General features: G+C 66.4%; 28 protein-coding genes. 14 read left to right on the top strand and 14 right to left on the bottom strand.

The features are described 5' to 3' along the window. Positions 1–32: 32 nt before the first annotated feature. The 11 genes from mltG to FBY20_RS27160 all read left to right on the top strand — a co-directional run bounded on the left by mltG (position 33) and on the right by FBY20_RS27160 (position 10295). Entirely contained in the window at positions 33–1130 is a 1098-nt protein-coding gene (gene mltG / locus FBY20_RS27210; RefSeq protein WP_370458358.1) for an endolytic transglycosylase MltG, read from the top strand. Continuing rightward, positions 1127–1750: a dTMP kinase gene (gene tmk, locus FBY20_RS27205; RefSeq protein ID WP_056316851.1), complete on the top strand. Its 624-nt coding sequence runs from the start codon at positions 1127–1129 to the stop codon at positions 1748–1750. Before mltG ends, tmk begins: the two co-directional genes overlap by 4 nt. Beyond that, complete coding sequence (holB, locus tag FBY20_RS27200; RefSeq protein ID WP_056316853.1) at positions 1747–2796, top strand: DNA polymerase III subunit delta'; 1050 nt, start codon at positions 1747–1749, stop codon at positions 2794–2796. Before tmk ends, holB begins: the two co-directional genes overlap by 4 nt. 66 nt (positions 2797–2862) lie before the next feature. Continuing rightward, a complete protein-coding gene (locus tag FBY20_RS27195; RefSeq protein WP_056316856.1) occupies positions 2863–3633 on the top strand; it encodes a TatD family hydrolase in 771 nt (256 codons plus the stop codon). Positions 3634–3671: 38 nt separating this feature from the next. Further along, a complete protein-coding gene (locus tag FBY20_RS27190) occupies positions 3672–4553 on the top strand; it encodes an ankyrin repeat domain-containing protein (RefSeq protein ID WP_142055673.1) in 882 nt (293 codons plus the stop codon). 204 nt (positions 4554–4757) lie between these two features. After that, the gene (locus FBY20_RS27185) at positions 4758–5498 is read left to right on the top strand and encodes an IclR family transcriptional regulator (protein ID WP_142055671.1); all 741 of its coding nucleotides are present in this window, start codon (positions 4758–4760) and stop codon (positions 5496–5498) included. A 55-nt stretch (positions 5499–5553) separates the two neighbouring features. Next, positions 5554–6297 (top strand): glutamine ABC transporter substrate-binding protein, encoded by a 744-nt coding sequence (locus FBY20_RS27180; RefSeq protein WP_142055669.1) that lies wholly within the window; start codon positions 5554–5556, stop codon positions 6295–6297. Then, positions 6294–6962: an amino acid ABC transporter permease gene (locus FBY20_RS27175; RefSeq protein ID WP_056316867.1), complete on the top strand. Its 669-nt coding sequence runs from the start codon at positions 6294–6296 to the stop codon at positions 6960–6962. The genes FBY20_RS27180 and FBY20_RS27175 overlap by 4 nt, the downstream gene beginning before the upstream one ends. Further along, positions 6959–7747 (top strand): amino acid ABC transporter ATP-binding protein, encoded by a 789-nt coding sequence (locus tag FBY20_RS27170; RefSeq protein WP_056316871.1) that lies wholly within the window; start codon positions 6959–6961, stop codon positions 7745–7747. Before FBY20_RS27175 ends, FBY20_RS27170 begins: the two co-directional genes overlap by 4 nt. Then, the gene (gene hutG, locus FBY20_RS27165; protein WP_142055667.1) at positions 7744–8691 is read left to right on the top strand and encodes a formimidoylglutamase; all 948 of its coding nucleotides are present in this window, start codon (positions 7744–7746) and stop codon (positions 8689–8691) included. Before FBY20_RS27170 ends, hutG begins: the two co-directional genes overlap by 4 nt. A 314-nt stretch (positions 8692–9005) precedes the next feature. Beyond that, complete coding sequence (locus tag FBY20_RS27160) at positions 9006–10295, top strand: Glu/Leu/Phe/Val dehydrogenase (protein ID WP_056316875.1); 1290 nt, start codon at positions 9006–9008, stop codon at positions 10293–10295. Positions 10296–10430: 135 nt separating this feature from the next. On the opposite strand, the gene FBY20_RS27155 is transcribed toward FBY20_RS27160, so the two are convergent. The 6 genes from FBY20_RS27155 to FBY20_RS27130 form a co-directional block, all read right to left on the bottom strand. Further along, positions 10431–11249, bottom strand: a complete 819-nt coding sequence (locus FBY20_RS27155; protein WP_142055665.1) for an RsiV family protein — start codon at positions 11247–11249, stop codon at positions 10431–10433. A 30-nt stretch (positions 11250–11279) separates the two neighbouring features. Beyond that, entirely contained in the window at positions 11280–12056 is a 777-nt protein-coding gene (locus FBY20_RS27150) for a biotin/lipoate A/B protein ligase family protein (protein ID WP_142055663.1), read from the bottom strand. After that, entirely contained in the window at positions 12053–12328 is a 276-nt protein-coding gene (locus tag FBY20_RS27145) for a lipoate protein ligase C-terminal domain-containing protein (RefSeq protein ID WP_056318682.1), read from the bottom strand. The genes FBY20_RS27150 and FBY20_RS27145 overlap by 4 nt, the downstream gene beginning before the upstream one ends. Positions 12329–12364: 36 nt before the next feature. Continuing rightward, on the bottom strand, positions 12365–12829 hold the full coding sequence (locus tag FBY20_RS27140; protein WP_142055661.1) for a GNAT family N-acetyltransferase: 465 nt from the start codon (positions 12827–12829) through the stop codon (positions 12365–12367). 17 nt (positions 12830–12846) lie between these two features. Beyond that, entirely contained in the window at positions 12847–13548 is a 702-nt protein-coding gene (locus FBY20_RS27135; protein ID WP_142055659.1) for a glutathione S-transferase N-terminal domain-containing protein, read from the bottom strand. Positions 13549–13688: 140 nt separating this feature from the next. Then, positions 13689–14594 (bottom strand): DMT family transporter, encoded by a 906-nt coding sequence (locus tag FBY20_RS27130; RefSeq protein ID WP_142055657.1) that lies wholly within the window; start codon positions 14592–14594, stop codon positions 13689–13691. 122 nt (positions 14595–14716) lie between these two features. On the opposite strand from FBY20_RS27130, the gene FBY20_RS27125 reads away from it, so the two are divergent. After that, positions 14717–15184 (top strand): Lrp/AsnC family transcriptional regulator, encoded by a 468-nt coding sequence (locus tag FBY20_RS27125; RefSeq protein WP_056318685.1) that lies wholly within the window; start codon positions 14717–14719, stop codon positions 15182–15184. Here the strand turns inward: FBY20_RS27125 and FBY20_RS27120 are convergent. Next, on the bottom strand, positions 15181–15672 hold the full coding sequence (locus tag FBY20_RS27120) for a glutathione peroxidase (protein ID WP_056316888.1): 492 nt from the start codon (positions 15670–15672) through the stop codon (positions 15181–15183). The genes FBY20_RS27125 and FBY20_RS27120 overlap by 4 nt on opposite strands. 158 nt (positions 15673–15830) lie before the next feature. Between FBY20_RS27120 and FBY20_RS27115 the strand changes: the two genes are divergently transcribed. Then, the gene (locus tag FBY20_RS27115) at positions 15831–16163 is read left to right on the top strand and encodes a tetratricopeptide repeat protein (protein WP_082586181.1); all 333 of its coding nucleotides are present in this window, start codon (positions 15831–15833) and stop codon (positions 16161–16163) included. On the opposite strand, the gene FBY20_RS27110 is transcribed toward FBY20_RS27115, so the two are convergent. Together FBY20_RS27110 and phrB are read right to left on the bottom strand one after the other, a co-directional pair. Next, complete coding sequence (locus FBY20_RS27110; protein WP_142055655.1) at positions 16126–17796, bottom strand: PAS domain-containing methyl-accepting chemotaxis protein; 1671 nt, start codon at positions 17794–17796, stop codon at positions 16126–16128. The genes FBY20_RS27115 and FBY20_RS27110 overlap by 38 nt on opposite strands. Positions 17797–17888: 92 nt before the next feature. Beyond that, positions 17889–19307 (bottom strand): deoxyribodipyrimidine photo-lyase, encoded by a 1419-nt coding sequence (gene phrB, locus FBY20_RS27105; RefSeq protein ID WP_142055653.1) that lies wholly within the window; start codon positions 19305–19307, stop codon positions 17889–17891. 308 nt (positions 19308–19615) lie between these two features. Between phrB and FBY20_RS27100 the strand changes: the two genes are divergently transcribed. Continuing rightward, positions 19616–21064: a CoA transferase gene (locus FBY20_RS27100; protein WP_062841347.1), complete on the top strand. Its 1449-nt coding sequence runs from the start codon at positions 19616–19618 to the stop codon at positions 21062–21064. A 77-nt stretch (positions 21065–21141) separates the two neighbouring features. Here the strand turns inward: FBY20_RS27100 and FBY20_RS27095 are convergent, their stop codons facing one another. The 5 genes from FBY20_RS27095 to FBY20_RS27080 all read right to left on the bottom strand — a co-directional run bounded on the left by FBY20_RS27095 (position 21142) and on the right by FBY20_RS27080 (position 25473). Continuing rightward, positions 21142–21678: a peroxiredoxin gene (locus tag FBY20_RS27095; RefSeq protein WP_056316897.1), complete on the bottom strand. Its 537-nt coding sequence runs from the start codon at positions 21676–21678 to the stop codon at positions 21142–21144. Between the two features lie 76 nt (positions 21679–21754). Next, positions 21755–23239: a YXWGXW repeat-containing protein gene (locus FBY20_RS27090; protein WP_142055651.1), complete on the bottom strand. Its 1485-nt coding sequence runs from the start codon at positions 23237–23239 to the stop codon at positions 21755–21757. A 31-nt stretch (positions 23240–23270) separates the two neighbouring features. Then, positions 23271–23438, bottom strand: a complete 168-nt coding sequence (locus FBY20_RS27840) for a hypothetical protein (protein WP_174245455.1) — start codon at positions 23436–23438, stop codon at positions 23271–23273. Between the two features lie 453 nt (positions 23439–23891). After that, positions 23892–24917 carry an IS110 family transposase gene (locus FBY20_RS27085; protein ID WP_142049788.1) on the bottom strand — a complete coding sequence of 342 codons (1026 nt, stop codon included), beginning with the start codon at positions 24915–24917 and terminating at the stop codon, positions 23892–23894. Positions 24918–25065: 148 nt separating this feature from the next. Beyond that, positions 25066–25473, bottom strand: coding sequence for a DoxX family protein (locus tag FBY20_RS27080; protein WP_056316902.1), 408 nt, complete (start codon positions 25471–25473; stop codon positions 25066–25068). Positions 25474–25607: the final 134 nt, after the last annotated feature.

The following is a 25607-nucleotide window of genomic DNA, read 5'->3' as shown; positions in this document are numbered from 1 at the left end:
CGCGATCCATTAAACTTCCGACACTTATGAAGATGCGACTCCGAAATTTCGTCCTGTGGTTCCTGTTGCTCATCGTCCTGGCCGTGGGCGGCGCGGTGGGTGCCGCCTATACCTGGATGCACCGCCCGATGGCGCTGTCGTCCGACAAGATCGACTTTGTGGTGGATCCGGGCAGCAGCCCGCGCACCGTCGCGCGCGCGCTCAATGCCGCCGGCGTGCCGATGTGGGAACCGGGTTTCGTGTGGATGGCGCGCCTGTCCGAGCGCGACAAGCTGATGAAGGCGGGCGGCTACCAGGCGCTCAATGGCGACACGCCCTGGCTGCTGCTCGAACGCCTGGCCCGCGGCGACATGACGCAGCGCCAGATCACCTTTCTGGAAGGCTGGACCTATCGCCAGATCCGCCAGGCACTGCGCGAGAACCCCGACGTCAAGCAGACGCTGGGCGATGTCAGCGACGAAGAACTGATGGAGCGGCTGGGATCGACCATCAAACACCCGGAAGGCCTGTTCTTTCCGGATACCTACGTCTTCACGCCCGGCAGCACGGATTTCGACCTGCTGCGCCGCGCCTACCAGGAAGGGCAGCGCATCCTGAACGACACCTGGGACAAGCGCCAATCGGACGTGGCGGTGTCCACGCCCTATGAAGCACTGGTGCTCGCCTCCATCATCGAAAAGGAAACCGGCCATGGCCCGGAGCGCCGGCGCGTATCGGGCGTGTTCACCAACCGGCTGAAGATCGGCATGCTGCTGCAGACCGATCCGACCGTGATCTACGGCATGGGTGAGGCCTACCAGGGCCGCATCCGCAAGCGCGACCTGCAGACCGACACGCCCTGGAACACCTACACGCGTCCGGGCCTGCCGCCCACGCCGATTGCCGCGCCCGGCCGGGCGGCCTTGCTGGCCGCCGTGCAGCCCGAGCAGCACAAGTTTCTTTATTTCGTGTCCCGGGGCAACGGCACCAGCGAGTTCTCGGCCAACCTGTCCGAACACAACCGCAACGTGGCCCGCTACATTCTTGGTCAGCGGTCCAACCCCACGCCCACCCCCACGCCCGCGCCCACCCCCGCGCCGGCGGCCCCGGCAGCGCCCGAACCCGAATCAGCACAAGGACAAGATCAATGACCTCACGCGGACGTTTCATTACGCTGGAGGGCGTGGACGGCGCGGGCAAGAGCACGCACACCGTCTGGATCGCGGATTTCCTGCGCGCGCAGGGTCTTGAGGTCGTGTCCACCCGCGAGCCCGGCGGCACGCCGCTGGGCGAGAAGCTGCGCGCGTTGGTCCTGAACGATCCGATGGGGCTGGATACGGAAACCCTGCTGATGTTCGCGGCGCGTTGCGAACATTCGCGCCAGGTGATCGAGCCTGCGCTGGCGCGCGGCGCATGGGTCGTCTGCGACCGCTATACCGACGCCAGCTACGCCTACCAGGGCGGCGGCCGGGGCCTGGGCGCCGAGCGCGTGGCGGTTCTGGAAGCCTGGATGCATGCCGGCCGGCCGGACCGCACCTGGCTCTTTGACGTGCCGCTGGAAGTCGCCCGGGCGCGCCTGGCAGACGCGCGCGAACCCGATCGCTTCGAGCGCGAGGGCGCGGCGTTCTTCGAGCGCACCCGCGAGGCCTACCATGCCCGCGCAAAGGCCGATCCGGACCGTATCCGCGTCGTCGATTCGACGCGCGCCATCCCTGAGATCCGCGCCGACCTGGAAGCCGGCCTGCGCGAGCTGTTGGCCGTTCCCGCATGAGCGCGCCCCAGTTTCACCCCTGGCAGATGGACACGGCCCGCGCCTGGCTGGGCAATCGCGACCGCTTTGCGCATGCCTGGCTGGTGCATGGGCTGGCTGGCATCGGCAAGCTTGATTTCGCCATCGCAGCGGCGGCCAGCCTGTTGTGCGAAACGCCTGAAAACGGGCTGGCCTGCGGCCACTGCGCCGCCTGCGCGTGGTTCGCCAGCGGCAACCATCCCGACCTGCGCCGCATCCGCCCCGAGGCAGTGGCCGTGGAAGAGGGCGCGGACGCCGCCGAACAGGCCGAAGACGCCGAGCCGGCGACAGGCGCCGCCAAGCGCGCGCCGTCCAAGGAAATCCGCATCGACCAGATCCGTTCGCTGGAGTCCTGGTTCAACACTGCCACGCACCGCGGCGGCTGGCGCGTGGCGTTGCTGTACCCGGCCCATGCGCTCAATGTCGTGTCGTCCAACGCCTTGCTCAAGGTGCTGGAAGAACCGCCTCCCCATACGGTATTCCTGCTGGTCGCGGACGCGCCGGACCGCTTGCTGCCCACGCTGGTGTCGCGCTGCCGCCGCTTGCCGCTGCCCGCGCCCGATGCGGATACGGCGTTGCAGTGGCTGCGGGACCAGAACGTCGAGCCCGCGCGCGAATGGCTGGCCGCGGCGGGCGGCGCGCCGCTGGCGGCGCTGCGCCTGGCGCAATCCGGCGAATCCGCCTGTCCGGCGTGGCTGGGCCAACTGGTCAACCCGCTGGCCAAGGGGCAGACGCCCGACGTGGGCACGCTGGCCGAAGCGCTGGAGAAAGTGGCCGCGCCAGAATGGATCGATGCCCTGCAACGGCTGTACACGGATCTGATGCTGGCCAGCGCCGGCGCGCCGGTGCGCTATTTTCCGTCGCTGGCGGCCGGTGTGGCGCAGGTGGCCGCCCGCATGCATCCTGCCCGCGTGGCCGAGGCCGCCCGCTGGCTGACGCGCCAGCGCGCGCTGGCCACCCACCCCTTGAACGCCAAGCTGTTCGCCCACGCCACCTTGCAGCGCGTGGTGCTATCCTGCCAGGCGTAAGTCCTTGATCCGGCGGCGCTTTGCTTCGCTTCACGACGCGCCCCGGTTCGCAACACCAGACTCACCATGTACGTCGATTCCCACTGTCATCTGAATTTCCCCGAGCTTGCCAACGATCTGCCGGCCATTCTTGACCGCATGACGGCCAATCAGGTCACGCACGCGCTCGTCGTCAGCGTCAACATGCCGGAATGGCCCGGCCTGATGTCGCTGGTCGAGCCGCAGCCCCGCCTGTGGGCCTCGGTGGGCGTGCACCCCGACTACGAAGACACGCCGGACCCGACGCCCGAGGAATTGGTGCGGCTGGCTGAACACCCGAAGGTCGTGGCCATCGGCGAAACCGGGCTGGACTACTACCGTCTGTCCGAACCACTGGACTGGCAGCGTGAACGATTCCGCCGCCACATCCGCGCCGCGCGCGACGCCGGCCTGCCGCTTATCGTGCACACGCGATCGTCCGCCGAGGACACCGTGCGCATGCTGCGCGAGGAAAAGGCGGCCGAGGCGGGCGGCGTGATGCACTGCTTCACCGAGACGTGGGAAGTGGCGCAAGCCGCGCTGGACCAGAACTTCTACATTTCGCTGTCGGGCATCGTGACGTTCAAGAATGCGCAGATCGTGCATGAAGTGGCCGCCAAGGTCCCGCTGGACCGGCTGCTGATCGAAACCGATTCGCCCTACCTGGCCCCGGTGCCGTTTCGCGGCAAGCTCAACGATCCATCCAAGGTGATCCACGTGGCCGAAAAGATCGCGGACCTGCGCGGCATCACGGCAGCCGAGGTCGCCCGCGCTTCCACCGACAATTTCTTCAAGCTTTTCAGCAAGGTGAAGAAATAGGTCGGCCCGTTTTTTTGAATCTGCATCCTAGGACTGCCATGGCCATCCGCATCGCCTCCGCCCACAAAGCCCTTCTGACGTGCAGCCGTGCCGGCCTGCTTGCGCTGGCCATCGGTCTGGCCGCGCCGACCGTGCAGGCGGCCAATCCGGGCGACTGGTGGGTCTACGTCGCCAACGATTACCCCGACGACATCCGCGACCTGCTGGCGCAGGGGTCGGATCCCAACGTGCGCTACAAGAACGGCCAGCCGGCCATCATGCGCGCGGTCGTGGACAACGCCTGGAAGGTGTTTGACGTGCTCGCCGCGGACAAGCGCACCGACGTCAACGCCGAGAACCCGGCGGGCGAAACGCCGCTGATGTACCTGGCCATCGCCGGCCAGACCGAGCGCGCCAAGAAGCTGATCGCGCGAGGCGCGCAGGTCAACCGCCTGGGATGGACGCCGCTGCATTACGCCGCCTCCAAGGGGCAGATGGAAATGGCGCGACTGCTGCTCGCGAACAAGGCGATGGTCAACGCGCCGGCGCCCAATGGCGAGACGCCGCTCATGATGGCGGCGCTGTCTGGCCGCAAACCCATGGTCGAATTGCTGATCCGGGCCGGGGCCGACGTGACCACGCAGGACACGAAGGGGCAGGATGCGGCCGCGTGGGCGGCCACGGGCAAGTCGGAGTCGCTGGCCGCCGAGCTTTCGGCCATGGCCCAGAAGGAAGCGGACGCCAAGCGCAAACGCCGCGCGTCGGCGCAAGGGGCGCCGCAGGAGGCGGGCGCCGCTGGCACGGGCGCGGGGCAACCCGCCGAGGCGCCTGCGCCGGTCCCGGCACCCGCGCCGGCCGCCGCCGCGCCGGCATCTGGCGGCGGTGTGAAGGGTGTCTCCGGCGTCGGACTGTCGGATTACGAGAAGCCGCCCGCGCCCTGATCCTCGGTCTTGTCCGTGATCTGCCCCGCGGTCTGACCCAACCGCCACAGACGCCGCCAATGCACCAAACCCGCCTCCCGGCGGGTTTTTTTGCGCCCGGCATTCGGGGTTTTCCCTTGTGATTCTCATTAGGTGGGAAAAAATAGAAGCTAAACCGCCACAAATTGATAATCTCGCGTCCATATTGCTGGGAGTTGAGTCGTTATGTCGGAAACATCTGTCGGGGCGGGCGCGGATCGCGTCCTGTATGTGCTGGCCACCTTGGCCCGGCACGACGGCCCGCTCAGCATTGCCGCGCTGGCCGACAAGACGGGCCTGGCGCAAAGCACGCTGTACCGGCAGATTGCGCTCCTCAAGCGCTGGGGTTTTGTCGCCGAACACGACGGCGAGTACGGACCCGGGCCGCTGTGCGTGCAGCTTGCGTGGGGCTTTGACCAGTCGTCTTTCCTGATTCATGAGGCGCAGCCCGACATGGCTGCGCTTGCCGCATCGTCCGGCGAAACCATCGGACTGCTCGTCGCCGTGAAGGACCAGGCTGTGTGCCTGGACATGGTGGAAAGCCAGCATCCGCTGCGCTGCTCGTTCACCAAGGGCCGCGGACTGCCGCTGGCGCGGGGCGCGTCGGCCAAGTCGCTGCTGGCGTTCATGCCGCAGGCCCGGCTGCAGGCAGCGCTTGCCTACCTGGCCAACGAGGCCGCCGTGGATGCCGACCGGCTGGCGAGCGAGCTGGAGGCCATTCGCGACCAGGGCTATGCCGTGACCGACAGCGAAGTCGACGCCGGCGTCTGGGGCGTCAGCGTGCCGATCTTCCAGCGGCCCAACCAGGCCGTGGCCTCGATCACGCTGATGGCGCCGTCCACCCGCGCCGCGCAGCATCCCGACGCGCTGATCGACATGACCTTGGCAGCCGCCCGCCGCATCTCCGAACGCCTGAAGGCCGCCTGACGCTGCATTGCACACCCTCTTACCTCCCGTCGTACCCACTTCCATAGGACCCACCATGATGAATCGCCGCACTCTGCTGTCCGCCGCTCTGTCCCTGAGCCTCGCCTGCGCCGCTGGCTCCGCGCACGCCCAGGAAACGATCCGCGCCGTCACCGACGCCACCTTCCCGCCGATGGAATTCGTCAAGGACGGCAAGCGCACCGGCTTTGACATCGAACTGGTCGAGGCGCTGGCCGGTGCGATGGGCAAGAAGGTCGAGTGGATCGACATCGACTTCAAGGGCCTGATTCCCGCGCTGCAAGCCGGCCGCGCCGACATCGCGGTGTCCGCCATCTACATCACGCCCGAGCGCAGCAAGGTCGTCGACTTCACCGACCCGTACTACGCGGGCGGTCTGGTGGTCCTGACCAAGGCCGACGGTCCCATCAAGACGCTCAAGGATCTGGAAGGCCGCAAGGTGTCGGTGCAGGTCGGCACGAAATCGGTGAACTACCTGAAGGAGCATTTCCCCAAGGTCCAGCGCGTGGAAGTCGAAAAGAACCAGGAGATGTTCAACCTGGTGCAGATCGGCCGCGCCGATGCCGCGGTGACGGGCAAGCCCGCCGCCAAGCTGTTCGCGCAAAGCACCAATGGCCTGACCGTGCTGAACGAGCAGATCACGACCGAGGACTACGGCATCGCCGTGCCCAAGAACAAGCCTGAGCTCACGCGCGACCTGAACGCCGCGCTGCAGAAGTTGAAGGCTGATGGTAGCTACCAGGCCATCGTCAACAAGTGGTTCGAGGCGCCCGCGAAATGAACCTGGATTTTTCTCCCGTCTTCGCCGACTTCGACGCGCTCTTGCGGGGCGCGGTGGTCACCATCGAGGTGACCGCCGGCGCCTTGCTGCTGGGCTGCGTGATGGGACTGCTGGTCGGTATCGGCAGGCTCAACCCGCAGCGCCGCGTCATTTATCACCTGTGCAGCACCTATCTGCTGTTCTTTCGGGGCACGCCGCTGCTGGTGCAGCTTTTCATCTGGTTCTTCGGGCTGCCTCAGTTCGGCGTGACGCTGCCGGCATTCGCCTGCGGCGTGCTGGGCCTGGGCATGTACTCCGGGGCCTACGTGTCGGAAATCGTGCGGGGCGCGATCCAGTCGGTGGATCGCGGCCAGACGGAGGCGGCGCGTTCGCTGGGCATGTCGTCCGGCCAGGCCATGCGCATCATCATCCTGCCGCAGGCAGTGGTGCGCATGATCCCGCCGCTGGGCAACGAGTTCATCGCGTTGATCAAGAACTCCGCGCTGGTGTCGCTGTTGACCATTCACGATCTGATGCACGAAGGGCAGAAGATCATCAGCGTGTCTTACCGCTCGCTGGAAACCTACCTGGTGGTGGCATTGATCTATCTGGCCCTGACCACGATCGCCATGGTGATTTTGCGCAAGATCGAACATCACCTGCGCGCTGGAGGAATGGTGCAATGAGCCTCGTCATCGAAGGGCAGGAAATGATCCGCATCCGCGGCCTGCATAAATCCTACGGCGATCACGCCGTCCTGCGCGGCATCGATTTCGATGTGCTGAAGTCGCAAGTGGTCGTGGTCATCGGACCCAGCGGGTCGGGCAAGAGCACCTTGCTGCGTTGCTGCAACGGCCTTGAAGTGGCGCAGCGCGGCACCGTGGACATCTGCGGCCAGACACTGCAGGACAACGGCGCGCTGTTGCCGGAGGCCGAGCTGAACGCGTTGCGCACGCAGGTGGGCATGGTGTTCCAGGGCTTCAATCTGTTCCCGCACCTGTCGGTGCTGGACAACGTGACGGTCGGCCCGCGCACGCTGCTCGGCATGGGCCGCGAAGAGGCCAATGGGCTGGCCGCGGACCTTCTCAACAAGGTGGGCCTGTCGCAGAAAATGGCGGCCATGCCCGCCAGCCTGTCGGGCGGTCAGAAGCAGCGCGTGGCCATCGCACGGGCGCTCGCCATGCAGCCGCAGGTCATGCTGTTCGACGAGCCGACGTCGGCGCTGGACCCGGAATTGGTGGGCGAAGTGCTGCAGGTCATGAAGCTCTTGGCCCGCGAAGGCATGACCATGATGGTCGTGACACATGAAATGGGCTTTGCCCGCGACGTGGCCGATGTGGTGGCCGTAATGGACGGCGGCGTGATCCTGGAGTCCGGTCCGCCGGACGTGATCTTCACCCAGCCACGCGAGGCCCGCACCCGCGAGTTCCTGCAGGCGGTGCTGAGCGCGAGTCCGGGGGCGGCAGCATGAACGCATCGCAACTGGACAAGAGCGTGTGGAAGGCGCGCGACGACAGCGCCGAGCAGGGCGACACCCGCCGGCTGGCGCATATCGTCGAGCCCGAAGCGGGGCAGGGCGAAATGGGCGAAGCCGTGCTGCTGGGCTTTGCCTGCGATGCGGGCGTGGCGCGCAACCAGGGGCGCGTGGGCGCCGCCGCGGGGCCGGCCGGTATCCGCAAGTACCTGGCGGGATTGCCGGCGCACGGTCTGACGCGCCTGCTGGATGCCGGCGACGTCGAATGCCACGGCGACAAGCTGGAGGACGCACAGGAGCGCCTGGGCTTGCGTCTGGCCGAACTGATGGGCCGGGGCGCCCGGCCTGTCGTGCTGGGCGGCGGGCATGAAATCGCCTGGGGCAGTTTCCAGGGGTTGGCCCGCTGGCTGGACGCGCGCGGCGACGCCGGCGCCGTGCTGGTGCTGAACCTGGACGCGCACTTCGATCTGCGTACGGGCCGTCCCGGCAGCTCGGGCACGCCGTTCGACCAGATTGCGGCAGACAGCGAGGCGCGCGGGCGCGAACTGCAATACGCCTGCCTGGGCGTCTCGCGGCTGGCCAATACGCCCGCACTGTACGCCCGCGCCGCGGAAATTGGCGCCGAGTGGGTCGAGGACCGGGACATGCAGGAGCGTCATCTTGAGGCGCGGCTGGCCGACGTGGATGGGTTGCTGGCCAAGGCGCAGCATGTGTATCTGACGATCGACCTGGACGTGCTGCCCGCGGGGGTGATGCCGGGGGTGTCCGCGCCGGCGCCTTACGGGGTGCCGATGGCGGTGGTCGAGGAAATCGTCCTGCGTGTCAAAGCCAGCGGCAAGCTGCGGCTGGCCGACCTGGCGGAATTCAACCCCAAGTTCGACGTCGACGGCCACGGCGCGCGCGCGGCGGCGCGTTTGGCCTGGCAGTTGTTGTCGGCGTGATTCGGAAGCGGTGTCTGACACCCTTGTTGCGATGGTGCAGGCTGTAGACCGTCTCACCAGGGTGTCAGACACCGGGGCAGATGCAGGGTGGATCCTCTTTGCGAGGGCCGCCCTTTTTTATCGGCCGTGGCGCCCTGTGCAGGCTGGACGCGCCCGGTTTCGCGGCTTAGGATAGGTGCAGCTTCCGGCCCCGCCTGCGACCCGTTCGGTATCCGCAACATCTATACGTCCCTATTTAAAAAATTTAGACTTTAAATAGGGACGGTATTAGTTTCGTGGATAAAATGGCGCAACTTTGTCAGGAGAGCATGCTCATGTCTCAAACTCCCACCCATGCCTTGCCGTCTTATCTGAATGCCGAGGACCTCGGCCCTTGGGGTAATTACCTGCAACAAGTCGACCGGGTCACGCCGTACCTCGGTTCCCTGAGCCGGTGGGTCGAGACGCTGAAGCGTCCGAAGCGCTCGCTGATCGTCGATGTGCCGATCGAACTGGACAACGGCACCATCGCCCACTTCGAGGGCTACCGCGTGCAGCACAACGTGTCGCGCGGCCCGGGCAAGGGTGGGGTGCGTTTCCACCAGGACGTCACGCTGTCCGAAGTGATGGCGCTGGCGGCCTGGATGTCGGTCAAGAACGCCGCGGTCAACCTGCCGTACGGCGGCGCCAAGGGCGGCATCCGTGTCGATCCGCGCAAGCTCTCCGCGTCGGAACTCGAACGCATGACCCGCCGCTACACCAGCGAGATCGGCGTCATCATCGGACCGTCCAAGGACATTCCCGCGCCTGACGTGAACACCAACGCCCAGACGATGGCCTGGATGATGGACACGTACTCCATGAACGAAGGCGCCACCGCCACGGGCGTGGTCACGGGCAAGCCGATCGCGCTGGGCGGCAGCCTGGGCCGCGTCGAAGCCACGGGCCGCGGCGTGTTCGTCGTGGCGTGCGAAGCCGCGCGCGACAGGAACATCGATGTGGCCGGCGCACGCGTTGTCGTGCAAGGCTTTGGCAACGTGGGCGGCACCGCCGCCCGCTTGTTCCACGAGGCCGGCGCCAAGGTCATCGCCGCGCAGGACCACACCGGCACCGTTCACAACCCGGCCGGCCTGGACGTGCACAAGCTGCTGTCGCACGTGTCGCAAACCGGCGGCGTGGGCGGCTTCTCGGGTGGCCAGGCGCTGGACAAGAACGAGTTCTGGACGCTGGAAACCGAGTTCCTGATCCCGGCAGCCCTGGAAAGCCAGATCACGGTCGACAACGCCGCCAAGGTGCGCGCCAAGATCGTCGTGGAAGGCGCCAACGGCCCGACCACGCCGGAAGCGGACGACATCCTTGCCGAGAACGGCGTGTACGTGGTGCCCGACGTGCTGGCCAACGCCGGCGGCGTGACGGTCAGCTACTTCGAGTGGGTGCAGGACTTCTCCAGCTTCTTCTGGAGCGAAGAAGAGATCAACCAGCGCCTCGAGCGCCTGATGCGCGAAGCCTACGCGTCGGTGGCGCAGGTGTCGCGCGAGCACAAGGTGACGCTGCGTACCGCCGCGTTCATCGTTGCTTGCACGCGCATCCTGCAGGCCCGCCAGGTGCGTGGCCTGTACCCGTAAAGACTGAACCGGCATGGCGCCTTCGCGGGCGCCATGCCGGAATCGCTCCGCAAGGGGCGATTCCTATTTGTGGTGATGAAAAATGCCGGGCAGATGCCCGGCATTTTTACGTCAAGACCCGGGCTGGCCGAGGCTTCACGATGCCGGCAGCAATTCAGGCTTCAGGATGCCGCGCAGATCCTGGTACGAAATCGTCAGCTCCGGCTCGCCGTGCGAATACGGCGCGATCGAGTAGGCGTCGTACTTGACCACGATGCCATCGCGCGTGATCGCGAAGTTGTCGCTTTCCTGGAAGGGCCACATCTTGTTGTAGGCCGCCGGGTCGCGCTTGGCGTCGGGGTTGCCCGTCAGCCATTTCGCATGCGCGCGCTGCAACGCGGCGACGTATTCGGCGCGGCGTCCCGGGATCAGTGCTTCGTCCAGGCTCATGACGCGGCCGCGGCTGCGTTCCCAGTTCAGGTACTGGGTGGCCGGAATGCCGTGCGCGGCGCCGGTCAGGTACTGTTCCGTGTGCAGTTCGACGGCGACGATGTCGCCCACCGTGTCCTTCACGCTGGCCTTGAAGTAGGTCGCATCACGCGGGCGCGCCGTGGACCAGAAATACTGCGTGTATTCCGACAGCGTCTCGTAGGGGCCGCGGCGATTGGCGTCGGTGCCGGTCATGTAGGCAAGCACGTGGTCCACCAGCGCGGTCAGTTTCGGGATGCCCGGAAACGCCACACTGTCGATTTCGATGCGCGGGCAGTCGCCTTCGCAGCCCGGCTTGCTGGCCGCCCATTTGATGCGTTCGGTGGACAGGTCGCCCAGCTTTTCCGGCGTGGCCGAAGACGAGGCATCGGGCGTTGCCAGGGTGATGTTCGAGGGGGGCGTGCTGCCGCAGCCGGCCAAGGCCAGCAGGGCGGCGCCCAGGATCAGACCGCGTATCGCGCCAGCCGGCGTGAAGCTGCGATTCATGCAATTACCTCCAGAAAACGCAAGGCGCCGTCAGGGCACGACGCCTGTCCAGTCGGCGCGGGAGAATTTTTCGTCCGCCTGCGCCTGCGCGCGCGCCAACGTTTCCGTGCCCACGCTACCCGGGGTCAGACGATGCAGCCCGGCAAAAGTTTCCACCATGCGGTCGATGATGACCTCGCGTGCCAGCCCGGTCTGCGTGCGCAGCGGATCGACGCGCTTCTTGGCGCTGGTGGTGCCCTTGTCGGAAAGCTTCTCGCGCCCGATGCGCAGGACCTCGACCATCTTGTCGGCGTCGATATCGTAGGACATGGTGACGTGATGCAGCACGGCGCCGGCGCGGCGAGCCTGCGCGGCGCCGCCGATCTTGCCGATGTCGGAGGCGATGTCATTGAGCGGCTGATACCAGGCCTTGATGCCCAGGCCCTGCAGCGCGGTCAGCACCCAGGCGTCCAGGAAGGCATACGACTCCTGGAAGCTCATGCCGTGGACCAGCGCCTGCGGCGCGCTCAGCGAATACGTAATGGAGTTGCCCGGCTCGATGAACATCGCGCCGCCGCCGCTCACGCGGCGCACCACTTCGATGCCGTGGCGCTTGGCGCCGTCCGGATCGACTTCGTTCTTCAGGGATTGAAAGCGGCCGATCACGACGGCCGGCGCGGACCATTCCCAGATGCGCAGGGTGGGCGGGCGCTGGCCGGCGCCGACTTCGTCGGTGATGACGGCGTCCAGCGCCATGTGCAGCGCGGGCGGCTGCGGGCCTTCGTGGATCAGCTGCCAGTCGTAATCGTTCCAGTCGGTGCGGCTCATGCCAGCGCCCTCCGCAGCACCACGGCGATGGCTTCGGCCGAGAATCCGAACATTTCGGCGTCGGCCGGCAGGGCCGATTGCACGGCAACCGCCAGCTCCAGTTCGCCGGCGTCCGCGGGCATGCCGTTCAGGCCGCGGTTGATGGCTTCCAGCGCCTCGGGCGGTTCAAGGAAAAAGTCGCCGCTGATGCGCACGTCGGCCAGGCGGCCATCGCGCACTTCCAGATCCGCGACGACCAGCTTGCCGCCGGGGACTTTGTATTCGCCATGCAAAGGCATTGGGCGCTCCTTTCAAATCAGAATCAGACGTTACAGGCTGAGCTTCATGCCGTCATGGCTGGCCTTGAAACCCAGGCTTTCATAGAACCGGCGCGCATCGGGACGCGCGCGGTCGGTGGTGAGCTGGACCAGTTCGCAGCCCTGGATCCGGCATTGTTCGATGGCCCATTCGAACATGGCGTGGCCCAGTCCCGCGCCGCGAAACGCCGAGGCGATGCGCACGCTTTCGATCTGGCCCCGCCACATACCCCGCCGCGACAGGCCGGGTATGAACGATAACTGCAAACAGCCCGCCAGTTGTGAATCCTGCTCAACCACGGCGAGGAATTGGTTGGAATCCTGCTCGATGGCCTCGAAGGCGGCAAGGTAGCGCGGGTTCAGCGGGACCGAGGCGTCCTCGCGGCCTGCGCCCAGGCCGTCATCGGCCAGCATGGCCACGATGGCGGGCAGATCGGCCGCGCGAGCGCGGCGAAAAACGCGTTGCGGGGCAGTCATGGCGTGCTCCTTCGCGGTCAGCGGGCGACGTTCTGGGCGGTCTGGCCGAACAGGATGCGGCGTGAGGCTTCGTCGCTGACCGACGGGGCGGTGTTGATGGTGTCGGCCAGCGCGTAGGCGCGTTGCGTCGCCGGGCGCGCGCGGATGGCTTCGAACCAGCGCTTGAGGTGCGGAAATTCGTTCAGGTCCTGGCTTTGCTTGGCGTGCGGCACGATCCACGGATAGGCCGCCATGTCCGCGATGGAATAGTCGCCCGCGACGAACTCGCGGTCGGCCAGGCGCTTGTTCAGCACGCCATACAGGCGATTGGTTTCCTTGACGTAGCGCTCGATCGCGTAGGTGATGCGTTCCTGCGCGTAGCCGGAAAAGTGGTGGTTCTGGCCGGCCATGGGACCCAGGCCGCCCATCTGCCAGAAGAGCCACTGCGACACTTCGGCGCGCCCGCGCACGTCGGGGGGCAGGAACTTGCCGGTCTTCTCGGCCAGGTATTGCAGGATGGCGCCGGATTCAAACAACGAGATCGGCGCACCGCCGTCGGCGGGCGCGTGGTCCACGATGGCGGGGATGCGGTTGTTGGGCGCGATGGCCAGGAATTCGGGCTTGAATTGGTCGCCGCGGCCGATGTTGACCGGGTGGATCTTGTAAGGCAGGCCAGTTTCTTCGAGGAACAGCGTGATCTTGTGGCCGTTGGGGGTCGTCCAGTAATAGAGATCGATCATGGGGGTGTCCTGTGTGTCATGGCGCCGCGGGCAAGCGCCCGCGGATGGAAGGGCCATGATAGCGGCGCACACCGGACGGATGCCTGAATAACCGGGGGGCGGATGCGGGTTTCCGCGCAGGGCCCCCCGGCGCCCTGGGGTCAGACCGCGCCCGGACGCGGGCTGCGCGGCAGCCGCCACGTCCAGTTCAGGCTGACCGAGGCGGCGGCCAGGAAGATCAGCGCCACGCCCGCGATCTGCGAGGCGTCCATGCGGTGGCCGTAGACCACGAAGTCGAGCAGGATGGCGACGGCCGGATAGATGAAGCTGAGCGCCGCGGTGGACGTGGTGGGCAGCTTCTGGATGGCCGAGTACATCAGGATGTACATGAGGCACGTGTGGATGAGACCCAGCGCCACCAGGTATCCCCATTGCACAGGCTGGGCGGGCAGGGCATTGAAGTCGGCCATCGGCAGCAGCATCACCGCGCCCAGCGTCACCTGCACCAGCGCCAGCACCTGCGGGGGGATGCCCTTCAGGCGCTTTACGATGATGGCGGTGATGCCGTACAACGCCGCCGCGCCCAGGCCCAGCATCAGACCCGTCAGATAGGCGCCGCCGCCCGCCGCGCCGCCATCGCTCAGACGCAGCACCAGCAGCAGCCCGGCGAACGCCACGAGGGACCACGCCACCTTGCCGCGCGAGGGGCGCTCGCCCAGGAACAGCACGCCCAGCCCGATCAGGAAGAACGGCTGCACGTTGTAGACCGCGGTGGCCAGCGAAATGGACGCCAGCCGATAGGCCGAGAACAGCAGCACCCAGTTCAGCACCAGCGCGGCGCCGGCGGCCAGCGCCAGGGCCAGCGTTTTCGGGGTAAAAAGTCCCGGCTTGAGCAAGCCGCGCGCCCAGCAGTACAGAAAGAGCGACAGGGCGCCGAACACGCAGCGAAAGAAAACTACGTTCCAGGCGCTTTGCCCGGACTCCAGAACGAAGACGCCGAGCGTGCCCGACAGGGTCATTGCGGCCGCCATCTGCGCGAGGCCCGTGCGTTCGGTCGAGGGGATCATGGTGGTTCTCCAAAGGCCATCTGGCCAGGAATTCGATGGAGAAATTATCCCAGGCGGTTTCATCCGCTTATATGATGTTGCCGTGGCACTTTCGCGATTCAACCTTGCTTTGGGTGGAATTTATGCAGAACGACCTAAAAAATGAAAGTCCGGTTTTGGATGGGATCGACCGCCGTCTCGTGGAGATGCTGTCTGCCAATGCGCGCACCACCACGGCCGACCTGGCGCGGCAGGTGGGCATGTCGGCGCCCAGCGTCGCCGATCGCATGCGGCGGCTCGAGGAATCCGGCGTAATTCGCGCATACACGCTGGACGTGGATCCGGTGGCGCTGGGTTATTCGCTGGAGGCCGTTGTGCGCATCCGTCCATTGCCCGGGCAGTTGCGCCATGTCGAGGGCCTGATCCAGCAGATCCCGGAATTCGTGGAGTGCGACAAGGTAACGGGCGATGATTGCTTCATCGCCCGCATGGTGCTCCGGTCCATCACGCACCTGGACGGCATCCTGGAGCGGGTGACCGAATTTGCCGAGACCAACACCGCCATCGTCAAGTCGCACACGGTGCGCCGGCGGCTGCCGCCGCTGCGTTAGACGGGGGCGGACAGGGCCGCGGTGATGTCGTCGCGCAGGCTGGCCGGCGTGTCGGTGGGCGCGTAGCGCTTGATCACGCGGCCGTCGCGCCCGACCAGGAACTTGGTGAAGTTCCACTTGATGCCTTCGGTGCCGAAGACGCCCGGCTTTTCGCCCTTGAGCCATTGGTACAGCGGGTGGGCGTTCGGGCCGTTGACATCGATCTTGGCAAAGAGCGGAAAGGTGATGTCGTACTGGGTGCTGCAGAAATTGCGGATCTCGGCCTCGTCGCCGGGCTCCTGGTGGCCGAACTGGTCGCACGGAAAACCGAGCACGGTCAGGCCGTCGTCGTGGAACGCGCGGTAAAGCTCTTCCAGACCGGCATACTGCGGCGTGAACCCGCATTTGGAGGCAACGTTCACCACCAGCAGCACGCGGCCGCGGTACGTCTCTAGGGACTGTTCCGTGCCGTCGATGGCGCGGGCGGAGAAATCATGGATTGTGCTCATGCGGGCTCCTGGAATCGGGCGTCGTCCGCGCGTCGGCGCGGGCGTTGAGGCGGACTTTGGAGTGTAGCGCCGCAGACGCGCGTGGGGGCTTTGCGGCGCCGCGGCAGGGCCCGGCCTATGATGCGGGTTTACCGAAGACGCTGGAAAGGAGGGGCCGCATGGAAGGAATGATCGAGCGACTGGAGGCGATGCTGGCCAAGGGCACCGACAATCTGCTGCTGCGGTTTTCGCTTGGCAAGGCCTACGCGGAACAGGAACGCTTTGCCGAGGCCTGCACCCATCTGCGCGCGGCGCTGGCTTTCGATCCCACTTATTCGGTTGCCTGGAAATGGCTGGGCAAGGCCTGCCTCGGGCTGAATGACAAGCCCAGCGCCCGCGCCGCCTGGGAGTCCGGGCTGGCGGCGGCCCAGGCGCGGGGAGATCAGCAGGTCGTCAAGGAATTGCAGGTGTTCATCAAGCGCCTGGACAAGGAAGCGTCCGCGGGCGCCTGAGTCTTTCGGGGTTCCCTGGCAGTGCTGCGGCCGGAGCCGGTGCGCTGGCCACGCGGAAGACCTCGATGGCGTGACGCAGGCGGGCGCCATCCGTGCGCAGGTTGGCAACCGCCTTGGCGGCCTGTTCGACGCGCGCGGCGTTGCCCTGTGCGGCGCTGTCGGTTTCAGAGATCGTGCGGCTGACCGTGTCGATGCCCGCGTGCTGGTCGGTCGAGGTGGCGGCGATCTCGTTGATGATGCGCGTGACCTTTTGAACGGATTCCACGATATCGCGCATGCTGGCGCCAGCCCGCTCGACATGCCGCACGCCTTCGCCGACCCGCGCGTCCGAGCTTTCGATCAGCGCCTTGATCTCGCGGGCGGCGGTGGCGCTTTTCTGGGCAAGACTGCGTACTTCGCTGGCCACCACCGCAAATCCCTTGCCGGCCTCGCCGGCGCGCGCGGCTTCGACGGCGGCGTTCAGCGCGAGTATGTTGGTCTGGAAGGCGATGCCGTCGATGATGCCCACGACCTCGGCAATGCGCGATGAGCTTTGGACGATGCCTTGCATAGCGTGCGCGGCCTCGTCGACCACATTGCCGCCACGCCGGGCGAGGTCGCTGGCCTGGTTTGCCATGGCGTCGGCATCCTGCGCGTTGGCGGCATTTTGCTTCACGGTGACAGCCAATTGCGCCATGCTGGCCGCCGCCTGTTCCAGCGACGCCGCCTGGCGCCCGGTGTGGGCCGAGAGGTCGGCGTTGCCTTGCGCGATGTCGGCGGCCGACTGCAGGGCGTTCTCGATGCCGCCGTGCACGTCGCGCGTGATGCTGACCAGGCTTTTGCGCATGACTTCCAGGGAAAACTTCAGCTCGCCGATCTCGTCCCCGGTCAGGGCGCCGGGCAGCGGTGTGCTCAGGTTGCCCGCGGCGATCTGGCGCGTGAAGTCGGTGGCCGCGCCCAGCAGCCCGGCGATTGCGCGCGCAAAGCCCCAGCCCGACGCGAAGATCAGTGCGACGCCGCCCGCGGTCAGCGCCACGGCCGCGGCCAGGGCGCTGCTGCTCAGGCGGTCGTGCATGCCGTAGATGGCCGCGCCGGCCGCGCCGATGAACAGCGAGGCGGACAGCACCGCCCACGCCAAGAGGCGCGAACGCACGCCGGTCAGGCGCCAGAGTTTGAGCCGCGCCAGGACGCCGCGCACCCCGGCCGGTTTGACCTGGCCGCCGCACAGCCGGATGCCGCGCGCCGTGCCCAGACGCAGGGTGGCATAAACGGCTTCGGCCGTTTCGATCTGCTGGCGGGTCGGCTTGACCCGTACCGAGGCATAACAGACGGTGGTGCCGCGTTCCACGATGGGCGTGACGTTGGCCAGCACCCAATAGAAGCCGCCGTCCTTGCGGCGGTTCTTGACCATGCCTGTCCACGATTCGCCGCGCTGGATGGTGCCCCAGAGGTCTTCGAAGGCGGCCGACGGCATGTCGGGATGGCGCACGATGTTGTGCGGCGCGCCGACCAGTTCCTCGCGAGAAAAGCCGCTTGCGTGAACAAACGCCGGATTGGCGTAGATGATCCGGCCGCGCGAGTCCGTGCGGGAGATCAGGTATTGCTCGTCGCGGAGTACGTATTCCGTGTCGTTGACCGGCTGGTTGTTGCGCATGCGTCGCTCGTCCTGTGATGGGCGAGGGCATCATCGGGGACGGGCGCGGCGGCGGCGTTGATGTACGTCAACGCCGCCACAGGTCGACGCGCTTACGCGGCGGGCAGGTTGCCAAAGGCTTCAAGCGCCCGCAGCCGGCTTTGCGCCAGATCCACGATCGGTTCCGGATAGCCCGCGGCGGCTCGTTCCATGGGATTCGGATCGTGGATGGCCTTGTCGTCCAGATGCGCCAATTCAGGCAGCCATTCGCGCAAAAACACGCCGCGCGGGTCGAATTTGCGGGACTGCGACAGCGGATTGAAGACGCGGAAGTAGGGCACCGCGTCGGCGCCCGTGGAGGCGCTCCATTGCCAGCCGCCGTTGTTGGCGGCCAGGTCGCCGTCCACAAGCTGCGACATGAACCAGGCCTCGCCCAGGCGCCAGTCGATGAGCAGGTTCTTGGACAGGAACATCGCCGTCACCATGCGCAGCCGGTTGTGCATCCAGCCCAGCGCCTGCAACTGGCGCATGGCGGCGTCCACGATGGGGATGCCGGTCTTGCCCTGCTGCCAGGCTGCCAGGTCGTCGGGCGCGTCGCGCCAGGGCACGGCCGCCGTCTCCGGCTTCATGGGCTGGTGCATGGACAGGGCGGGGTAGGCCGCCAGCAGGTGCAGGTAGAACTCGCGCCACAGCAGTTCGTTGATCCACGTGGCGGCGCCGGCCTTGCCGCTGTCGATCTCGCCCTGGTTGGCCGCCAGCGCGGCGCGCAGGGCCTGGCCGGGAGACAGGACGCCCGCGGCAAAGTAAGGCGACAGGCAACTGGTGGCGGGCAGCGAGGGGAAATCGCGCTGGTCCTTGTAGGCGAAGATGGCCTCGTCGGCAAAGGCGGCCAGCCGGTCGCTCGCGGCCGCTTCACCGGCGGGCCAGAGCGCCCGGACGGCGTCGCTGGGCGCGTCGAACCCGTCGAACGAGTCCGGCAGCGGATCGGACTTCCAGCGCGGCGGCGTCTGGGCGCGGGGCGCGGGAATGGGCCGCACCGGCGCGCTGCGCAGGCGCTCGCGGCAGGTGCGTGCATAGGGCGTGTAGACGCGATAGCAATCGCCCTTGCCGGTCAGCACGGTGCCGGGGCGCAGCAGCGTCGCGCCGTGGTGCACCGTCCACTCGATACCGATGCCGGCCAGCGCGGCCGCGACGGCGTCGTCCCGGCGGCGTTCGTTGACGCCCCACTCGGCGTTGACGTGGACCGCTTCGATGGCGTGTTCCTGGCAGAACGCGGCCACGGCCCGCGGTGCGTCGCGCCAGTCGTCAACGGTCAGCAGCTTGAGCGGAATCCCGGCCTGTCCCAGGTCCTGGGACAGCTCGCGCAGGTTGCGCAGCCAGAAATCCACCTTGGCCGGGGCGTCGCCATGCTGGCGCCATTGTCCGGGCGCGGCCAGGAAAAGCGCGGTGACCGTGCCGGCCTCGGCCGCCGCGGCCAGCGCGGCGTTGTCGTGCATGCGCAGGTCGGTGCGCAGCCAGAGCAGCGTGTTCATGGGGAGGCTCCAGGGACAGGGGGCCGGGCGGCGCGCCGGCGAGGCTGCGATTCTATCCCGAGCACGCGCGCGGCCCGGGGCGAAAGCGCCTGGAAGACGATGTAAAAACTACGAGGAGATGTGACCGGTGTTGCACTGCAACCCGTTGCGGCGCCTGGTTGGCAGGGGCAGGGGCCAGACGGCCCCCGAACGCCAAAACGCCCGGCATTGGCCGTCAAACCATGAAACACGCTGGCGCGTGGCGTGTATTGACGCACGTGTGGACGCCGCCATGTAATGCAAGTAAACGACTAAAGCAGGCAAACGCTATGGGAAATCTGATGGACCTCCGCCCGTCCTTTCTGAAGGGACGTACACCCGCCGGCAAGACGTCCCGCGATGTCTTGCAGAAGCTCTGGCGTTCGGTCGATTTACCGGACGCGTCGCTTGAGCACGTCGTGCTGACCGGCGCAGACCCTGTCGTCCCTTCCTCATTTGCCGTCGGCACGGCCGCGCAGACCAGCATGGCTGCCGCGGCCCTGGCTGCCGCGGAGGTCTGGCACCTGCGCGGCGGCGCCCGGCAGCAGGTCAGCGTGGACATGCTGCATGCGGCGCAGGAGTGCCGCAGCCACTACACCATCAATGGCGTCACGCCCAATCCGTGGGATCCCATCACCGGCGTCTATCGCTGCGGCGATGGCGGCTGGGTGCGCATTCACGCCAACTTCGCGCATCACCGTGACGGGGCGCTGGCCTTGCTGGGCTGCCCGACCGGCGACGGCGCCACGCGGGAAGCCGTGGAACGCGCGCTGAGCCGCTGGAAGGCGCTGGATTTCGAGCAGGTGGCGGCCGATGCCGGCATGGTCGTGTCGGCAATGCGCTCGTTCGAGGAATGGGACCGCCATCCGCAGGGGCAGGCTGTCGCCGCGCAACCGCTGCTGACCATCGAACGCATCGGTGAAGCCGATCCTCGCCCGCTGCCGAAATACGCGCAGAATGCGCGGCCGCTGCAGGACATCCGCGTGCTGGACCTGACGCGCATCATCGCCGGGCCGGTGTGCGGCCGTGCGCTGGCCGCCTATGGCGCCGACGTCATGCTGGTCAACAGCCCGCAACTGCCCAATATCGACAACATCATCGACACCAGCCGCGGCAAGCTGTCCGTGCTGGCGGACCTGGACACGGCAGATGGCCGCATCGCGCTCGGCAACCTGCTGCGCAGCGCGCATATCTTTGTGCAGGGCTATCGGCCTGGCGGCATGTCCGCACTGGGATTCGGTCCGCAGGACGCGGCTCGCATCCGTCCGGGCATTGTCTATGTGTCTTTGTCCGCGTACGGCACGACGGGGCCGTGGGCGAACCGGCGCGGGTTCGATTCCCTGGTGCAGACGGCCACGGGCTTTAACCACGCGGAAGCACTGGCTGCCGGTCAAGAGGCGCCCAAGGCGTTGCCGATGCAGATCCTGGATCACGCGTCGGGTTACCTGATGGCGTTTGGCGCGCAGGTGGCGCTGGCGCGCCAGGCAACCGAAGGCGGCAGCTGGCACGTGCGCGTGTCGCTCGCTCAGACCGCGCACTGGCTGCGCGGATTGGGGCGGGTGGACGGCGGGCTGGACTGTCCCATGCCGGGCTTTGACGGCCTGATGGAGACGTCGCCTTCAGGTTTTGGCGAGCTGGTCGCGGTGCGCCATGCGGCGCGCTTCTCGGAGACCCCGGCGCGCTGGATCCGGCCGTCCAGTCCGCCCGGCACGCACCCGACAGTCTGGCCGTTCAACTGATCTTCGATAGGCGCGGTACGTAAAGCAGTACGTTTACGACCGCGCCTTATTGTGAACGCTGGTATTTCACCAGGGCGTTACTGCCTGGCCTTCCATTCCCGCAGCGCACGCATCGTGTTTGCCACGTGCGACTCGGGGCTCATGTTCGTGTATTCGTACAGGATCTTGCCTTCGGGCGAGATCACGTAGGACACGCGCTGCGCATATTCCGGCCGCTTGTCGTGGACGGCGTCGTACGCCTTCATGACTTTGCCGTCGCCATCGGCCGCGACGGCGAATTTGTTGCGGCACTCGCTGACGGAAAACTTCTTGAGCGTGTCGATGTTGTCGGTCGAGACGCCGATGACCGTGGCGCCCAGCGATTTGTATTCGTCCGTGGCCTCGGCGAAGTTGTGGGCTTCGATGGTGCATCCCTGCGTGAATGCCGCCGGGAAGAAATACAGCACCACCGGACCTTGCTTTAGCGCTTCCTTCAGCTTGAAGGTGTATTCGTTGCCGCCCAGCGAGGCCGGCACGCTGAAGTCCGGCGCGGCGGCGCCCACCGGCAGCGCGGCGAGGGCCGGCGTGCCGGCCATCAGGCCGCATACGAGGAACCAGGGGGCAAGGCGCTTCATGTGTGTCTCCCGTTGGAGCCGCGGAAACGCCGCGGCAAGCTGTCTACTGTAGCGGCGGGGCGCGCACGGGTCCAGTTCAACCGCCGTCAGGCCCGCCGCGGCCATTGTTGCCGCGCGGCTGGTCGCGTTGCTGTTGCTGGCGTGACTGCTGCTGTTCCCGCTGCTGCTGTTGTTGCTGTTGCTGTTGTTGGCGGGCCTGCTGCGCCTGCTGGTCGCGCTGCTGTTGCTGATCGCGCTGCTGCCGTTGCTGCTGCTGTTGCTGCTGCTGACGGACCTGTTGCGCCTGCTGGTCGCGTTGCTGTTGCTGGCGGTTCTGGCGTGCCTGTTGTTCGTGCTCCTGACGGTCACGCGCCATTTGGCGTGCCTGGTCGTCGCGTTCCCGCTGCTGGCGGGCCTGTTGATCCTGTTGCCGGCGTTCGCGCAAGTCCTGCTGGTTCTGCTGATCGCGTTGCTGCTGCTGGCGCGCCTGCTGGTCACGCATCTGCTGCTGGCGCAATTGCTGCTGGGCCTGCGCGTCGTTCTGCTGCCGGTCGCGCATCTGCTGGTCGCGATTTTGCTGTTCGCGAGCCTGCTGTTGGCGCTGCTGATCGTTTCTCAACTGATCGCGCGCCTGCTGGTCGCGGACCTGCTGCTGGCGGTCCTGCTGCTCGGCCGGGTCGCGCGGGCGCGGGCCGGGGCGGCCGTCGCGTCCACGATCGTCGGCGAGCTGCGCGCCGGGCGGCGCGGACGGGTTGTTGCCCTGCGGGCGGGCGTCCCGGCCGGGCCTGCCGTTGTTCGGGTGATCCACATACGCCTGGGGCGGCTTGCCCTTGTTGTGTTCATAGAACTGCGCGCGGTTGCCGCCCGCATCGCGCACGTAGGCACGCTGCGCGTCGGTGGGGCCCGCGTGGCGGTCATTGCGCGCGGCCAGCTCGCGCGGGTCGGCATTGCGGCGCACGCCTTGCGGCCCGCCGTGGTAGCTGACCCGGCGGTTGTCCACGTTGTTGACGACGATGTTGCGGTTGTAGACATTCGTCACGCGGGTGATGTTCACGTTCGTGACTGACCGGTTGTAGTAGAAGCGGTCGCGCTTCCAGTAACCGCCCACATAACCCAGGCCCGTATAGCCGAAGCCGTAGTTGATGCCGCCGTAGAAACCCACGTGCGGCCCCCAGTAGCCCGGGTTCCAGAGGTAAACGCCATTGGAAAAGCCCCAGTAACCGGGCGTCCAGAGAGCGCCCTGATACGGCGCCAGCACCCAGGCGCCGGGCACCCAGAAAAAGCCGTAACGGTTGAGGCTCCAGTAGCCGGGCACCCACAGATAGCCGTCCGCGGGGGCGGGCGGCTGCACGTAGACCGGCAAGGGTGGAGGCGGCTCGGGACTGCGGTCAACCAGCGCAAGATTGGCGTTGGCGGGATCGCCCTCGTCGTATGCGGGTTGTTGATATGCAGACGGAACCGGCACCTGCTGCGTCGAGTAGACGTTCTGCGCGCCGGCCAGCGCGGGGGCGGCAGCGGTAACTGCCAGCAGTGCCGCGGTGGCCAGCGGCCGCAACCGGGCAATCTGGAAGGAAGGGCTCATGAGAATGTCCTTGGCGCAGCAGATCCGATGTTCAATAGCCGCGATAGTAATAATGCGGGGCGGGGTACGCCGGGTAGTAGTAATAGTGCGGCGTGGCGTAGACCGGCGCGGGCCGGTAGTAAGCCGGCCGCGCCGGGACGACCACACAGCCGCTCAAGGCGCTTGTCATCGCTACCATCAACAACAAAGTCTTTTTCATCATCCGGCTCCCGCCTGGCGCAAGGCGCGAAATACGCCTTCACTGCGCGCATGCAAATTAGGCCATGCCGGCGGGACCAAGTTCGGGGACTGTAATGGTTCCGAAACAGCTTTCGCGTGACGGATGTTTGCGCCTGCGTGACGGTCGATGACGTTCGTATCAATGTCCCCGTAAACGCGTCATAGTCGTCGCAAAAAAAATCTATGGTCAGCCCGATTTTTGCAAGCGGGTTTGTGTTGGCGTAAATTGGGCTTTGCTCAAATCTATTCGGAGTCGTTTGGGGACAGGTCCCCCGCTCCATGATGAGAGTCGCGCCCGGCAAACCTCAAAAGGGCCTCAGCATCCAGGTGCTGAATTTTTTACCAGGTTTCTTGCCAGGCCGTTGAGCCGTTTATGTCTTCACGTACTCGCGTCGCAAAACCAGGAAGTGACTGCGTAAAACGGTGATGAATGTCAGGTTGCGCTAACAGCCTGCTCACTTCGGTAGTTCGTTCCATTGGCGAGGATGGCCCAGGCTATCCTCGCCAATTTATTGGCCAGCGCGCAGGCCACCACGTTCGAGTGGCGTCGTGCCAGCAGCTCGCGCACCCAGACGCCCAGCCGATCCGTGCGCCGCTCTACGCGTTGCATGATCGCTCGTGCGCCCTGCACCAACAGCCGCCTGAGATTCTTGTCGCCACGCTTGCTGATTCCCAGCAGCTTAGGCGTACCGCCAGTGCTGTATTGGCGTGGCACCAGACCCACAGAGGCGGCGAACTGGCGGGCCGAACCGAATTGCTGCGCATCGCCCAATTCTGTCATCAGCACGCTCGCGGTGATCGGCCCGATGCCGGGGATCTCCAGAAGCCGCTGGCTGCGTTCATCCTCGCGCAGTTGCTGGCACAAATCGCGTTCGATTTCGCCGATCTGCTCGTCCAAATACTTGAAGTGCGCCTGCAGCCGTTCAAGCAATGCCGCCAGTCGGGGCGGCAGCTCATGCTCGGCCAACACCGCTGGCAGGCGCCGCAGGATCGCCTGGCCGCGCGGCAGGCTGATGCCGAACTCCAGCAAAAAGGCGTGGACTTGGTTGATCACGCCGGTGCGCTCGCGCACCAGCGACTCTCGGACGCGGTGCAGCGCCGAGACGGTCTGCTGAGCCTCGTTGCGCACGCACACGAACCGCATGCTCGGGCGCGAGGCGGCTTCGCAGATCGCCTGCGCATCGGCAAAGTCGTTCTTGTTGCCCTGCACGAAAGGGCGCACGAACTGTGGGGAGATCAGCTTGGGTTGGTGGCCTAGCGCCTGGATGCGGCGCGCCATCCAATGGGCTCCTGCGCAGGCCTCCATCACCACCGTGCTGCACGGGCTATTACCCAGCAACGTGAACACTTGCTGGCGAGAGCACTTCTTGCGAAACACCATCCTGCCGGCAGAATCCTGACCGTGCAGATGGAAGCTATGCTTACCCAGATCGATGCCAATCAGCGTGACGGTGCTCATGAGAGGTCTCCCAGAAAGAACAATCCCCACTCAGCGTACCGCTTCGTGGGGATCGGGCTGACCATCTCATTAGGGACCGCGAATGCGCGGTCCCTTGTGATGTTGCCTTGCATGTCCGCCGCGTGGCGCGGCGGACTGGGGCAGCCGGTCAGTTCCAGCGGCCGCCGGTGCCAGCCAGGCTGAAACGGCCAGCGCCCATGAACGCGATCGCCAGGCCAGTGAACAGGTACATGCCTTGCAGTTCCAGTGCCCAGCCGCCGTTGTTGGTCATGCTGGCAATACTGCCGCTGTGGGCGAGCAGGATGGCGACGACCATGTTGATGGCGATGATCAGACCGGCCAGACGGGTGTAGACGCCGATGATCAGCAGGACGGGAGCGACGATTTCGCCAATATACACGCCGTAGGCCAGGAAGCCGGGCAGGCCATGCGAGGACAGCATGCCGCTGATGCCGCCGACGCCGCCGCCGGTCAGCTTGAACAGGCCGTGGAGCAGAATCAGGATACCGAGGGTCAGGCGCAGGATCAGCTTGCCGGTGTCATCGGACTTGATCATGGTGAGTTTCTCTTGTGATGGTTAAGGGGGACAGTGGGCAGGTTGGAGCTCACTGCTTGCCTTTGGTTCCGCGCCCGCCGCGCCTTTCGAAAAAACCAGCATACCGGCGTGCGGGCGGCGCCATTATGGCAAAG

Origin of the sequence: Achromobacter sp. SLBN-14 (assembly GCF_006715415.1) — a bacterium.
Lineage (GTDB): Bacteria > Pseudomonadota > Gammaproteobacteria > Burkholderiales > Burkholderiaceae_B > Achromobacter > Achromobacter mucicolens.
The sequence above is the reverse complement of the archived record's forward strand: the minus strand, read 5'-3'. Positions and strand labels throughout refer to the sequence as shown.